Origin of the sequence: Tardiphaga sp. 285_C5_N1_2 (assembly GCF_052076065.1) — a bacterium.
Lineage (GTDB): Bacteria > Pseudomonadota > Alphaproteobacteria > Rhizobiales > Xanthobacteraceae > Tardiphaga > Tardiphaga robiniae.
On the sequence record NZ_CP197241.1, the window covers coordinates 4,616,970 to 4,629,386 of the forward strand.

Below are 12,417 nucleotides of genomic sequence, written 5' to 3' on the forward strand. Positions count from 1 at the left end.
TTGAAGGATTTACGGCCATGATACGGTCGCTTCGCGTGGGTGCAGGATTTCAGGCGCGCCCCACGTCCATCGCATCCACCCGGTTGACCCACGCCGTCGCGGCGTCGCTCGCGGTTGGCTGTCTGTCGCTCTGCGTCATCCTCGCCCTCACCGTGATGTCGATCCCGGTGGCGAGTGCGATGCCGCTCTGACGGTCCCCACAACTCATAAACACTCAGCCGCGATGCCGCGCATCGCTTATGCAACCTGCGACTCCGTGATGGAGCCATACCGATGAAAAGGCCCGTGATCTGGGTCACTGTCACGTTGACGGCGGCTATCGTCGTGACCGCGACCCTTCTGATCGCCACGACCACCCGCGGCGAAAACACCTCGTTCGGCTCGTCGGCCGGCAGGCTCGAAGTACAGACCGTCGCCTCCGGTCTCGCTTATCCATGGGCACTGGCCTTCCTGCCCGAGGGCCGCATGCTGGTCACCGAACGGCCCGGCCGCATCCGTATCGTCTCGCCGCAGGGACAGTTGTCGCCTGCGGTGAAAGGCGTGCCCGAGGTGATGGCCGTCGGCCAGGGCGGTTTGCTCGACGTCATCACCGACAAGAACTATGCGCAGAACACCACGATCTACTTCTGCTACTCGGAACGTTCGGGCAGCGGCGGTCGCACCGCCGTCGCGCGCGGCAAGCTGGTCGAAGGGCCCGCCCCGCGACTCGACGACATGAAGGTGATCTTTCGCCAGGACGGCCCGCTGTCGTCGGGCAATCACCACGGCTGCCGTATTGTTCAGGCGCCTGACAGCAACCTGTTCGTCACGCTCGGCGAGCACTATAGCGCCCGCGATCAGGCACAGAGTCTCGACAATCATCTCGGCAAGCTGATCCGCATCGCGCCGGATGGCTCGGTACCGAAGGACAATCCGTTTGTCGGCCGCGACGGCGCCAGGCCGGAGATCTGGAGCTACGGTCATCGCAACCAGCAAGGCCTCGCCATTAATCCGGCGACCGGTGAGTTGTGGGAGACCGAGCACGGGCCGCGCGGCGGCGATGAAGTGAACATCATCGGCAAGGGCAAGAATTACGGCTGGCCTGTGATCGGCTACGGCATCGACTATTCCGGCGCGAAGATCCACGAAACCACGTCGAAGGCAGGTATGGAGCAGCCGGTGAAATACTGGGTGCCGTCGATCGCCCCGTCCGGCATGACGTTCTATACCGGCGATCTCTTCCCGCGCTGGCGGGGCAGCCTGTTCACCGGCGCGCTGGCAGGCCAGATGCTGGTGCGGCTACAGCTCAACGGAAACACGGTCACGTCCGAAGAGCGCGTCCTGCAAAATCTCAACGAACGCATCCGCGACGTCCGGCAAGGACCGGACGGCGCACTGTGGCTGCTGACGGATAGTTCGGCGGGACGGATCTTGCGGATTACACCGGCCGGGAAGTAAGCGGTCGCTGCTACGACCACTTGTGGAAAATGAAGAACGCCCCGAGCGCGATGAAGGCAAAGCCCAGCGCGTGATTCCAGCCGAGCGGCTCCTTCAGATACAGCACCGAAAATGCAGCAAACACGACCAGCGTGATGACTTCCTGCATCGTCTTGAGCTGGGCGGCATTGTAGACTTCGCTGCCCCAGCGGTTGGCGGGCACCGCCAGCCAATATTCGAAGAAGGCAATGCCCCAGCTCACCATGATGACGAGGGGCAACGAGTGATCCTTGAATTTGAGATGGCCATACCAAGCGAAGGTCATGAAGATATTCGAGGCCAGCAGCATCAAAATCGGCAGCAGCAGCGGCGGAATGGTGAAGGGCATTCGATCGGGGTCCTTTTTAAATCCCGGCGCTAACATTCAGGGGCCGGCGCCGGTTCCGGTGGCATCGATAGCATTTGAAGCGAACAAGGGGAAAATGATGCCGGACTCTTCACGCACCGTTAGCTATACCGCCGGGAAATTGTGGGCCTTTTTGCAACCAGAGGCCAACCTGCGTTTCTTACCTTTGTACGGACACAGGTACAGCCGATGCAGTACGATTGGCGACTGATTCTCGATCCGGGAATTGAAACGGCGATCATCGTGATCGCAGCCGTCGGGATTACTTTGGCAATCCGCCTCATCCGGCTGCGACGCGCGGCCCGGGCACGCGAGAACGAGCAGCACGCCACTGCCCAGCGCCTTTCGGCTGCACTTGACCAGATCGATATCGGTGTCGTGCTTCTCAATGCCGACACCCGCGCCGAATTCATCAACCGCGCGTTTCGCGACTACTTCACGCTCCCCGATGAGAAGGCCGAGAGCAAGCCGCCGCTGATTGCGCTGATGTATCACGCGCGCGATATCCACGCTTACGCCCTCCCCGACGACGAGGTCGACAGCTTCATCGCCAGACGCGTCGAGATGATCCGCGCCGGCACTTCCACGCCGACGACGTTGCGCCTCGCCAATGGCCGGGTGCTGCGGATGAGTTGCGCCGTGCTGCCCGATGGCGGGCGGATGCTGAGCTACACTCCGGTGACCGACCTCATTCGTCACACCGACGAGCTCTCCGAGCGCGACTACTATCTGGCGCTGCGCGAGGGCGACGTGTTCAGCTCCCACCGGCTGGATGCGGCCGAATAGGGCACAACGCCGCCTGTGGATATCCCGGGTTGTCATGGCGATGTCACTCGCCCCGGCTAGGCTCCTCATGCAGCCGGTTGCTTCCCCCCGTCGCCAATCGGGTGCTTCCCCAGCGGTCTCCGTCAGTTGCCGCGCTGACCGGGACCGCTTCTTTTTGCCTTGGTTTCTCTTAGTTCATGCAACTGACTTTGCCTGCGGAAGACGGCCCCGGTATAACAAACTCATGATACGTTTCGCCGCCGTCCTGATCTCCTTGACCATGCTGACGCTGCTGCTGGCGCCGTTTCAGCTGATCGCACTGGCCTTCGGCCTGCGCTGGCAGCGGAGTATTCCGCATCTGTTTCACCGCATCCTTTGCGCGCTGATCGGGGTGCGCATTCACGAAGTCGGCAAGCGGACGACGGACACGCCGGTCCTGATCCTCTCCAATCACGTCTCATGGCTCGACATCATCATCATCGGCGCCAGGGCGCCCGTGGTGTTCGTCGCCAAGAGCGAAGTTGCCAAATGGCCCGTGTTCGGCTGGCTAGCCAAATTGCAACGCACGATTTTTGTCGAGCGCGAACGCCGGCAGAAAACCGGCGCGACGGCGCAGGAAATCGGCGACCGCATGCTATCCGGCGACGCGGTGGTCCTGTTCGCCGAGGGCACCTCCAGCGACGGCATGCGCGTGCTGCCGTTTCGCTCGGCACTGGTCGGCTCGGTGCATCACGCGCTCGGCGATTCCACGCATCACAAAGAGATCACGGTGCAGCCGATGTCGATCGCTTATGTCGGCTTCGGTGGATTGCCGGTCGGCCGCGCCTTTCGCGAAAACGTGGCATGGTATGGCGACATCGATCTGATCCCGCATTTCATCGGCATCCTGTCGTCGGGCGCCATCGACGTCGTCGTAAGCTGGGGCGAGGCCGTCGCCTATGACATGTCCGCTGATCGCAAGACGATCACGCGTAACGCGGAAAATGCTGTACGGCGCATGACATCCGCAGCCCTGCGCGCCGGCCCGCCGCGGAAGACCCCGACCGCCCTGCCCGCCCCCGAAGCTCAACCGCCCGAGTCCGCTTCCGCCATCGCCTGAGCGCCTGCGCAACTCCCATGATGCAGAGCGTCTTGCTGCGTGACGAGGCGCGCGCCATAACCTTGGTCCGCGCTTCCCTCACAAGGCACACTCATCATGGAAATCCGCAATCTCGGCCGCTCCGGCCTTCGCGTCTCCGCCGTCGGCCTCGGCTGCAACAATTTCGGCCAACGCACCGATCTGGAGACCGCGCGCAAGGTCATCCACAAGGCGATCGATCTCGGCATCACGCTGTTCGACACCGCCGACATCTATGCCGGCATGGGTGGCTCCGAGACGGTGCTGGGCGAAGTGCTCGGCGATCGCCGCAAGGACATCGTGCTGGCGACGAAATACTGCAAGCCAATGAGCAATGACGGCAGCAAGCAGGGCGCCTCGCGCCGCTACATCATGAGCGCCGTCGAAGCCAGCCTGAAGCGGCTGAAGACCGACTATATCGATCTGTATCAGCAGCACGATTACGATGCGCTGACGCCCATCGAGGAGACGCTGCGCACGCTCGACGACCTCGTCCGCCAGGGCAAGGTGCGCTATATCGGCAATTCCAACTTCCCGGCCTGGCGCATCGCCGAAGCCGAGATGGCCGCGCGCCAGATGGGCGTTGCGCCCTTCGTGTCGTGCCAGGACGAATACAGTCTCGTCGTCCGCGACATCGAGAAGGACCTGCTGCCGGCCGCACAGCATTTCAATCTCGGCCTGCTGCCGTTCTTCCCGCTCGCCGGCGGCATGCTGACCGGTAAATATGCCGGCCTGAAGAACGTGCCCGCCGATACGCGCTTCGGCAAGACCCCCTATATGCAGGAGCGCTATCTGAACCCACGCAACATCGCCTTGGTCGATCAACTGCAGGCCTTCGTCAGCGCGCGGCGCCATTCGATGCTTGAGCTCGCTTTCTCGTGGCTCGCCGCCCGCCCGCAAGTCTCCAGCGTCATCGCCGGCGCATCATCGCCCGAGCAGATCGAGCAAAATGTGAAGGCGGCGCAGTGGAAGCTGACGGCGGAGGAGATGAAGGAAATCGACGGGATTACGCTGGGGTAGGAAGCGCACAGACTCTTCCCCTCTCCCCCAGCGCGGCAACGCCGCGCGCCGCGGGAGAGTGTGGATCGACCGCGACAGCGGTCGAGACGGGAGAGGGCCCTGTCGTGCTTGCGGCCAGACCCTCTCCCGCCTTAGCTTCGCTCAGGCACCCTCTCCCACTGCGCGCAGCTTCGCTGCGCTGGGGGAGAGGGGAAAGTAAGAGCTCCCTCTAGCCGTCGGTTAAGCCACCAATCCCTTCGCCGGCTTCACCAGCGCACTGTCAGGAAACACCTGCTCAGCCAGCGCACGTTCGCTGATGCCGAGGTGATCATGCAGCACGCCTTTGAAGATTGCGCGCAGATCCGTGGTTGGGGCGAGATCGCGGGCTTCATAGAGCTTGCCATTCGCAAGGCCGGGCCAGTCCGCAATCACGCGGCCGCCCTTGATCGCGCCGCCAGCAAGCAACGCAATCGTGCCGGTGCCGTGATCGGTGCCCGCGGTACCGTTGATCTTGGCGGTGCGACCGAACTCAGTGGCGACAACGACGATGGTGTCCTTCCAATGCGACCCAAGCCCGCTCTCGAATTCCGCCAGCGCGCCATCGAGACCGCCGAGCAATTGCGCGAGACGTCCGACCGGCCCGCCCTCCTGTGCATGGGTATCCCAACCGTCGAAGGCGAGCGCCGCGATGCGCGGTCCGTCATCCGCGGCCATGAGTTTCGCTGCGCCGCGTGCGACCTGGCGCATCGCCGCTACGGCATTTCCGCCGCCCTTCGGTTTCATCTCATCGCCAACGGCGATCTTGTCGAGCTTCAGGCCTTGCGACAGCGCCGTCGCCAAAGCGGGATCGCGATCCTGATAGAGTTGCATCAGCCGCATCGCTGTATCATCGGCCGCGTTGGGCAGATTGACCGGCGCCCAGCCAACCGTCGGCGCGGCGCCGCGGAGCACCAGCGGCGTGGTCGGTCCGATCGCAAGACCGGACGAGACGCGTTCGCCACGCGGTAGCGCTTCGATGGCGCGGTTGAGCCAGCCCGACTGCACGCGGCCGGGGCCGGCATAGCCGCTCTCCAGCACGTCCTGGCCGTCGAAATGCGAACGTTCGCGATAGGACGTCGCCACCGCATGGACCACGGCAGCTTTCTTGTCGCCATACATCCGCGCAAATTCCGGCATCGCTGGATGCATGCCGAAGAACGAGTCCAGCGCGATGGCTGCGTTCGGGCCATCCTTCGCCAGCGCGATCGAGCCGTGCAGACCGGCATAATCGGGATCGCCGAGCGGCGCGACGGTGGCCAGACCATCGAGCGCGCCGCGCAGGATCACCACGATCAGGCGCGGATCGCGCGCGTCGGCGGCCCTAGCGAATTTCGGCAGATAGGCCCAGGCGGCAAAGGCCGCGCCTGATAACAGAAGCGAGCGGCGTGTGGGGCCGAGCATGCGGCTTTCACAGCAGTCCATCGTCATCTCCTCTGAAATTCCGGCGACATCAGCAGCAGCGTCAGTGCCTGCTGCCGCGTCTCCGCGCGCGCGATCGTCTGTCGTGTTTCGGATGAGGCCGCCTCGCCGGCGACCACGTCGAGCATCTCGCGCGGATCGATACTGTCGGGAATGCGCGACGAAACCTGTGCGGCGAGATCGAGCCGCAGCTTCATGCCTTCGGGCACGGCCCAGGCGGCATTGCCGTCCGGAAAGCCGTTCGGCCCCGGCGGTGTCCACAGCGGCTGACCAAGCGTCTGCAGCCCCGCAAAGTAACGGCCGGGATCTTCCGGGATACGCGCCAGCAATCGACCGGTAGAAATCAGATATTCATAGGGCGTGCGCAGCTTCGCCATCGGCATCTGCCAGGCTTCATTGGAGTCGAGCAGCGCCAGCGCCAGCGCCTTCAGATCGCCGTCGGTCTTTTTGAACACGCCTTCCAGCCGCGCCAGCAGTGCCGGCGGCGGCGCATCAGCCACGAAATGCTGCGCGAATTTCCTGGCGATGAATGTCGCCGTCGATGGCTGCCGCGCAAGATCGGCGAGCGCTGCTTCGCCTTGCGCGACGCCGTTGTCGTCATAGGTCTTGCCCAGCAATTGCTGCGGCCGCGGTTCATGCGCATTGGCGTTGAAGGCGAAGCTGCCGGGCGTGCCGATCTTTCCTTCGCGGCCGGCAAAGGTCCAGCCGGTGATGATGCGCGCCAGCGACGTCACATCGGCCTGCGTGTAACCACCGCCGACGCCGAGCGTATGCAGCTCCATGATTTCGCGCGCGAGATTTTCATTGAGGCCGCGCTTGCCCCTCTCACCGGCTTTCGAATTCGGGCCGATCGATTGCTGGTTGTCGAGAAAGAACAGCATCGCCGGATGCTGTTCGACGGCTTTCAGCATGTCGGCAAATTTGCCCAGCACATAGGGGCGGATCGCCTCGCGTTCGAAGGAGCCAGCCCACATCCGCGCCGGGTCGCCCTTGCTGGCCGAGATGCAGAAATGGTTCGACCAGAACACGACGAGGCGTTCGACAAAGCCACCCTCGGTAATGGTCGCGCGCTGGATCCGCGCCAGCGCTTCTGCACGATAGGTCTTCTGCACCACATTGGGCGGCAGCGCGACGGCCGGCGGCGGCTTCGGTGCGTCAGGCTGCACTGTCATGGTGGTGTTGCCGGTCATCGCGGGAGCTTCCGGCTTCCTGTCCATCGCAGCCGGCGGCGCTTCAACCGGCACCAGCCCCGGCGTCTTCAGCGCCGCCTCGCGTGCCGTTTTCACTTCGAGCTGATAGGCGAACATCGCCTGCCCCAGCTCGGTCGTGGATTGCAGGCCGGGCAATTCTAGCAGCGCCGCGTTGGGGCGCGCCAGCTCGGCCTTCACGAAGCCGCGGGGATCGGAGGCCGCATTGACGATGTCGCCGGAAGCGCCACCCCGCGCCCCAAAGCCGAAGCGGTTCAGCGCGATCAGCGCACCTTGCGGGTCGCGGGCCATCGGGTTTCCCTCACTCTGCCTTCGTCCTATGATGCATCTGGCCGTCACAGGCGCCACACCCGATATACGGGTGGAACAGATGAACCCGGCATGAAAATCGCGCTGAAATTTGGGCTGCTTTCATGAATTATCGGACAGAAACTGTACAGCCGCTCAGCCGCCGCCTGACCTGTTCGGATTGCGGGACTGAATTCGGCTGCGACCTGTCGGGCAATTGCTGGTGCGCCGAGGAGACCGCGAAACTGCCGATGCCGACCACAGGCGGCGATTGCCTGTGCCGCGACTGCCTGCGCGCCAAGGCAGCGGCGGCGCACGCCACGACCTGACGGACGTGGTGCCGGCGCCACCCGTTCGTTCAAACTTGAGCGAAACGGTCACGAGACGATTAAGCCTGAGAACATCGCAAGGCACGCGGTTACCTCACATTAAAGCCGCCTCGGTCTATGCAATTTCCGATTGAAACCCGTGCGGGATTGCCATGAACCGTATTGCCCTTTTCGTAGGCGTTGCCGTCAGCACCTTCGTCATCGGCGTCTGGGCCGCGCGCGGATTTCCGACGCGCTCCCCGTTCACGTCGCCCGCCAAACCCATGGCGGCGACGGTCGATGCCACATTCGGCAACGACAAGACCGAGCAGGTACGTGAGCGGCGGACCCAGGAAGCGATCAACGATCCGGACAACGCCAAACGCAATCCGTTGCGTATGGAAGCGCTGCAGGCCGCCACCGGCTATGCGCTGTCCCCCTGTGATGCCAGCATGAAGGCCAATCTCGTGGCAGCCACTACGGCCTATGCAGCGGGCTATGCCTGGCGGGACAAATGCAATCCCATGTTCGGCAATTGCGAGGCCGTACTGGAGCGCGCCAATGTCATGTACTCCTCGCCGCTCGATCAGCGCGTACGCGCCGCCCTCAACGAGGCCTTCGAGAAGGGTGGAATCAGCAAAGACGACTTCCCACCGAAACTGCAAATGGAGGTGATGACGCTGGCAAACAGCCAGGGCAATCCGGTCTCCGCCTGTACACGGCCGACCGAACGGCCGCGCCGATGAAACTCCTTTACGTCATAGCGGCCATTGTCCTCTGGCAGATCGCCGGCTGGGCCTTTACGCCCGCTCCGCCGCCGAAACAGTTGCCGAACAGCGACCGTGCTTACGGATCGACCGAAAAATATGCTGTTGAAGCGCGCGTCTCGCAGCGAGAGACAGCTCTTAGAGCGCTTGAGTTGCCGACCGGCAGCCGGTGCGCAGCAGATGGACGAAAAGCTTTCGTCAGCGGCCTCAGCGAATATTACTATCATCGGCAGAATCAGATGGAGCGCTATCCCGAGACGTTCGGCAAACTCGGTGCCGACTACATTGCGCAGCAATGGGCCAGCACCGATGACAAGCGCATCGATCGCCTGACCCAGGAAGCCTATAGCAAGGGCTATTTAAAGCCGGACGAGTTCCAGGCCGTTGCCCGCAAGATGATCCAGACCGTAGTGAAGGGCGAGCGCGTTGTCGCCAAAGGCTGCGCCTGAGATCACCGACCGAGGTAACGCGAACGCAGTGGCGTCTGCGTGGTGCACGACGAAATCATCGTTCCAGTCGCGATGTCACCGACATAAGCGCGCCGATTGCCGCGCTTGCCTACACCATGCCCGCGCTGCGCCGGTCACGATCGGGTTGCGCATAGTAGCTGCGTTTGGCCTGCAGCATTTCCATATCGGCGCGCTTGACCACGGCTTCGAGTCGCTCGCCGGTCCGGCTGGTGGCAATCCCGGTGGAGAGGCTCAGCGTCAGATCAGGATAGTACTGATTGTTGACCTCGATCAGTCGCGCCAGCGAGGCAAGCACAGCTTCGCCGCCGGCAGCATCGACTCCGGGCAGCAAGATGGCGAATTCGTCGCCGCCGATGCGCGACACCGTCGCCGGCTTTTCGACCAGTTCGCCAAACACCTCGCCGGCACGGCGCAGCAACCCGTCACCTGCGGCATGGCCAAGATCGTCATTGGCAGCTTTCAGCGCGTTGAGATCGGCAATGATCACGGTGACCGGTTGCGATCCCTTGCGTTCGAGCCGGTTGAGTTCGTCCACGAAGAACGAGCGGTTCGTGGTGCGCGTCAATACGTCGTGGGTGCCGAGATATTCCAGATAGGCTTCCGCCTTCTTGCGCGCGGTGATGTCGGTCAGCGCGACCTGCACCTGTGACCAGTCGCGCTCATGCCCGGGCAATACCGAGAACTGCAGCAGCAGATGCAGCTTGGTGCCGTCGAGCGCGTAGTTGACGACCTCGCGCTGCTGGAACAGCTTGCCCTCCCACAGGTCGATCAACTGTTCGCGGAAATGCGGCTCCATCTCGTCGCGAAACACATCCGACAACTGACGGAGCAACGTGTCCTTGTCGGGCGCGCCGAACAGTTCGAGCGTGCGGCTGTTGACGTCGAGCACACGGATTTCGCTCATACAGCGCAAAACGAATTCCTCGTGCACATCCGTGAACACGCGAAAATCCTCAATGCCCCGCGCGCGAACGTCGTCGACCAGGCGCTTGACGCCGCTGAAATCCTCGACCCACAGCGACACCGGCGAATGCGCGAACAGGCCGAACGCATAATTCTCGCTCTCCGCGAGGCGACGACGCGCGCCTTCACGTTCGGTCACATCCTCGATGGCGATCATCACGCGATCCCAGCGCTCTTCATGCCCGGGCAGAACAATGCCGTGCAGCTGGATGTCGAGCCGCTCACCCTTCAGCGTGTAGTTGACCGTATGGCTGGAAAAATGATTCCGGCCGCTCCAGAGCTGGGCCAGTTCCGACACATGACTCTTGAACGTATCGTCGCGCATCACCAGGCCGAGACTGAGCGTCAGGTGAGACAGGTCGCGCGCGCCGAACAGTGACAGCGTCTTGCGGTTGACCTTGAGAATGCGGATGTGCTGCGAGCACTCACGGACCCGTTCGGGATTGGCGAGCAGGAATGTCTCGATGTCGTCGACGCCCTGCGCCTGCCACTGTTCGAACAGCCCCTTCACATCGCTGTAGTCCTCGATCCAGAGCGAGACCGGGGCAAGATCGAACATCACGGCATCGTCGGCGAGATTGGTAGGCGGAACGGACATAGAGACCTTGGCGCGTGAGACAGCGTGAATCGTTGAGGTATTCCCTTATAGCGAGAGTTACGGGGAATATCCTCGGATTTTCACGAAGGCACCAAGCACCATCGAGAACAACGCTGGTATGCGGACATGAATACCAGCGATTGCTCAATTCATCGCCCGTAGAGAGTGGAACTCAGACCGGATAGCCCGCCGAGTTCCGCGCCATGCCGTTAAAAGCATCAAGCATTCTTTCGCGCCATGCATAGATCGCGTCGTCTTCCGCCAGCAGCTTGAACGGCGAGATCGCACGCGCCCACTGGAACGGGCCGAACACGATGTAGTCGGCATAGTTTGGTGCGACCCCGCCAAGGAACGGCTGCGTCTTCAGCGTGAGGCGCATCGGATCGAGCGACTTGCGGAAGGCATCGACGCCCGTGTCGCGATTGGATGCGACCTCTTCCAGCGACTTCTTGAACCGCGCTTCGCGGCTCTCGCGGAAATAGACCTGATCGACCGGACGCAGATGACCATGAATATCCGCGACGATGAATGGAAACATGCCGGCAACCACGACCGTGTCGCCCCACCAGTTCAGCATCCGCCCCAGGGCGCGGCCGCCCTCGCCGCCGAACAGTGACGGGCGATCCGGATAGGTGTCCTCGAGATAATTGGCGATCGCCCAGGAGTCACTGACCGCGCGCTCCCCATCGAGCAGCACCGGCACCTTGTCGGATTTGTGCTTGTTGATCGCGTCCTTCTCGGTGAAGCGCCACGGGATCGATGCTGCGTCGAGGCCCTTATGTGCCAGCGCCATCCGGATGCGCCAGCAGAACGGGCTGAAGGGACGATCTTCGTCAGTGCCGACCAGTTCGAACAGTTGCAGCGCCATGATTGCTTCTCGTAATTCTGAGCTAACTCTTCACCACAGCCGAGGTCTGGCCGAACAGCAGCTTGCGCTCTTCGTCGGTGCGGATCGGCGGCTGGCCGAAATTGGGGTTGACCTCTTTGGCGATCTCGTAAGCATGCTTGACCGCCGGCCGCTCGGCGATGGTTTCGAGCCAGCGCTTGAGATGCGGGAAGTCGTTGATGTCCTGGCCCTGGTTCTTGTAGGGCACGATCCAGGGATAGCTCGCCATATCGGCAATCGAATAGTCGCCGGCGATGAACTTGCGATCTGCAAGGCGCTTGTTGAGCACGCCATAGAGCCGGTTGGTCTCGTTCACATAGCGGTCGATGGCGTAAGTGATCTTTTCCTGCGCGTAATTGCGGAAGTGATGGTTCTGTCCGGCCATCGGGCCAAGGCCGCCCATCTGCCAGAACACCCACTGGATCGCATCATAGCGCACAGCGAGATCATCGGACAGGAACTTCCCGGTCTTCTCGGCGAGATACATCAACATCGCGCCGGACTCGAACACCGAGATCGGCTTGCTGCCACTCTTGGGCGCGTGATCGACCAGCGCCGGAATGCGGTTGTTCGGCGCGATGGCCAGAAACTCGTCCTTGAACTGGTCACCCTTGCTGATATTCACCGGAATGATCTTGTAGGGGAGCCCCGTCTCCTCAAGAAAGATCGTGATCTTGTGGCCGTTCGGCGTGCTCCAGTAATAGAGATCGATCATCGTTCAATCCGTTTTGCGTGATGAGGCAACCCGCAAACCCGACCGAAGGCCGA

At 62.5% G+C, this 12,417-nt stretch carries 14 protein-coding genes; 8 read left to right on the forward strand and 6 right to left on the reverse strand.

Translation table 11 applies throughout. From position 1 onward, the window contains the following. Positions 1 to 17: 17 nt before the first annotated feature. Together AB7951_RS21775 and AB7951_RS21780 are read left to right on the forward strand one after the other, a co-directional pair. Positions 18 to 191: a hypothetical protein gene (locus AB7951_RS21775; RefSeq protein ID WP_175367576.1), complete on the forward strand. Its 174-nt coding sequence runs from the start codon at positions 18 to 20 to the stop codon at positions 189 to 191. 82 nt (positions 192 to 273) lie between these two features. Continuing rightward, on the forward strand, positions 274 to 1,437 hold the full coding sequence (locus AB7951_RS21780; protein WP_184513859.1) for a PQQ-dependent sugar dehydrogenase: 1,164 nt from the start codon (positions 274 to 276) through the stop codon (positions 1,435 to 1,437). Positions 1,438 to 1,447: 10 nt separating this feature from the next. Here AB7951_RS21780 and AB7951_RS21785 read toward each other — a convergent pair whose 3' ends face one another. Beyond that, entirely contained in the window at positions 1,448 to 1,804 is a 357-nt protein-coding gene (locus tag AB7951_RS21785; protein WP_068731204.1) for a DMT family protein, read from the reverse strand. 261 nt (positions 1,805 to 2,065) lie between these two features. Between AB7951_RS21785 and AB7951_RS21790 the strand changes: the two genes are divergently transcribed. The 3 genes from AB7951_RS21790 (at position 2,066) to AB7951_RS21800 (ending at position 4,724) form a co-directional block, all read left to right on the forward strand. After that, on the forward strand, positions 2,066 to 2,608 hold the full coding sequence (locus AB7951_RS21790; RefSeq protein ID WP_439062369.1) for a PAS-domain containing protein: 543 nt from the start codon (positions 2,066 to 2,068) through the stop codon (positions 2,606 to 2,608). Between the two features lie 223 nt (positions 2,609 to 2,831). Then, positions 2,832 to 3,686, forward strand: a complete 855-nt coding sequence (locus AB7951_RS21795) for a lysophospholipid acyltransferase family protein (protein WP_439062368.1) — start codon at positions 2,832 to 2,834, stop codon at positions 3,684 to 3,686. Positions 3,687 to 3,782: 96 nt separating this feature from the next. Then, the gene (locus AB7951_RS21800) at positions 3,783 to 4,724 is read left to right on the forward strand and encodes an aldo/keto reductase (RefSeq protein ID WP_439062367.1); all 942 of its coding nucleotides are present in this window, start codon (positions 3,783 to 3,785) and stop codon (positions 4,722 to 4,724) included. Positions 4,725 to 4,943: 219 nt separating this feature from the next. On the opposite strand, the gene AB7951_RS21805 is transcribed toward AB7951_RS21800, so the two are convergent. Both AB7951_RS21805 and AB7951_RS21810 read right to left on the reverse strand, forming a co-directional pair. After that, entirely contained in the window at positions 4,944 to 6,170 is a 1,227-nt protein-coding gene (locus AB7951_RS21805) for a DUF1501 domain-containing protein (RefSeq protein WP_439062366.1), read from the reverse strand. After that, positions 6,167 to 7,660 (reverse strand): DUF1800 domain-containing protein, encoded by a 1,494-nt coding sequence (locus AB7951_RS21810; protein WP_439062365.1) that lies wholly within the window; start codon positions 7,658 to 7,660, stop codon positions 6,167 to 6,169. The genes AB7951_RS21805 and AB7951_RS21810 overlap by 4 nt, the downstream gene beginning before the upstream one ends. 122 nt (positions 7,661 to 7,782) lie before the next feature. Here AB7951_RS21810 and AB7951_RS21815 point away from each other — a divergent pair, with 122 nt between their 5' ends. The 3 genes from AB7951_RS21815 (at position 7,783) to AB7951_RS21825 (ending at position 9,181) form a co-directional block, all read left to right on the forward strand. Then, complete coding sequence (locus tag AB7951_RS21815; protein WP_439062364.1) at positions 7,783 to 7,986, forward strand: cysteine-rich CWC family protein; 204 nt, start codon at positions 7,783 to 7,785, stop codon at positions 7,984 to 7,986. A 152-nt stretch (positions 7,987 to 8,138) separates the two neighbouring features. After that, positions 8,139 to 8,711 carry a hypothetical protein gene (locus AB7951_RS21820; protein ID WP_439062363.1) on the forward strand — a complete coding sequence of 191 codons (573 nt, stop codon included), beginning with the start codon at positions 8,139 to 8,141 and terminating at the stop codon, positions 8,709 to 8,711. Then, complete coding sequence (locus AB7951_RS21825) at positions 8,708 to 9,181, forward strand: hypothetical protein (protein WP_439062362.1); 474 nt, start codon at positions 8,708 to 8,710, stop codon at positions 9,179 to 9,181. Before AB7951_RS21820 ends, AB7951_RS21825 begins: the two co-directional genes overlap by 4 nt. Before the next feature lie 109 nt (positions 9,182 to 9,290). Here AB7951_RS21825 and AB7951_RS21830 read toward each other — a convergent pair whose 3' ends face one another. From AB7951_RS21830 to AB7951_RS21840, 3 genes are all read right to left on the reverse strand, one after another. Continuing rightward, a complete protein-coding gene (locus AB7951_RS21830) occupies positions 9,291 to 10,763 on the reverse strand; it encodes a diguanylate cyclase domain-containing protein (RefSeq protein WP_439062361.1) in 1,473 nt (490 codons plus the stop codon). A 172-nt stretch (positions 10,764 to 10,935) separates the two neighbouring features. Further along, complete coding sequence (locus AB7951_RS21835) at positions 10,936 to 11,631, reverse strand: glutathione S-transferase family protein (protein ID WP_439062360.1); 696 nt, start codon at positions 11,629 to 11,631, stop codon at positions 10,936 to 10,938. 22 nt (positions 11,632 to 11,653) lie between these two features. Next, positions 11,654 to 12,364, reverse strand: coding sequence for a glutathione binding-like protein (locus AB7951_RS21840; protein WP_439062359.1), 711 nt, complete (start codon positions 12,362 to 12,364; stop codon positions 11,654 to 11,656). Between the last annotated feature and the right edge of the window lie 53 nt (positions 12,365 to 12,417).

What these genes read in the sequence shown, in the direction of transcription:
- AB7951_RS21775 (WP_175367576.1), top strand. Translation starts at nt 18, where the DNA reads ATGATACGGTCGCTTCGCGTGGGTGCAGGATTTCAGGCGCGCCCCACG.
- AB7951_RS21780 (WP_184513859.1), top strand. Translation starts at nt 274, where the DNA reads ATGAAAAGGCCCGTGATCTGGGTCACTGTCACGTTGACGGCGGCTATC.
- AB7951_RS21785 (WP_068731204.1), bottom strand. Translation starts at nt 1,804, where the DNA reads ATGCCCTTCACCATTCCGCCGCTGCTGCTGCCGATTTTGATGCTGCTG.
- AB7951_RS21795 (WP_439062368.1), top strand. Translation starts at nt 2,832, where the DNA reads ATGATACGTTTCGCCGCCGTCCTGATCTCCTTGACCATGCTGACGCTG.
- AB7951_RS21800 (WP_439062367.1), top strand. Translation starts at nt 3,783, where the DNA reads ATGGAAATCCGCAATCTCGGCCGCTCCGGCCTTCGCGTCTCCGCCGTC.
- AB7951_RS21805 (WP_439062366.1), bottom strand. Translation starts at nt 6,170, where the DNA reads ATGACGATGGACTGCTGTGAAAGCCGCATGCTCGGCCCCACACGCCGC.
- AB7951_RS21810 (WP_439062365.1), bottom strand. Translation starts at nt 7,660, where the DNA reads ATGGCCCGCGACCCGCAAGGTGCGCTGATCGCGCTGAACCGCTTCGGC.
- AB7951_RS21815 (WP_439062364.1), top strand. Translation starts at nt 7,783, where the DNA reads ATGAATTATCGGACAGAAACTGTACAGCCGCTCAGCCGCCGCCTGACC.
- AB7951_RS21820 (WP_439062363.1), top strand. Translation starts at nt 8,139, where the DNA reads ATGAACCGTATTGCCCTTTTCGTAGGCGTTGCCGTCAGCACCTTCGTC.
- AB7951_RS21825 (WP_439062362.1), top strand. Translation starts at nt 8,708, where the DNA reads ATGAAACTCCTTTACGTCATAGCGGCCATTGTCCTCTGGCAGATCGCC.
- AB7951_RS21830 (WP_439062361.1), bottom strand. Translation starts at nt 10,763, where the DNA reads ATGTCCGTTCCGCCTACCAATCTCGCCGACGATGCCGTGATGTTCGAT.
- AB7951_RS21835 (WP_439062360.1), bottom strand. Translation starts at nt 11,631, where the DNA reads ATGGCGCTGCAACTGTTCGAACTGGTCGGCACTGACGAAGATCGTCCC.
- AB7951_RS21840 (WP_439062359.1), bottom strand. Translation starts at nt 12,364, where the DNA reads ATGATCGATCTCTATTACTGGAGCACGCCGAACGGCCACAAGATCACG.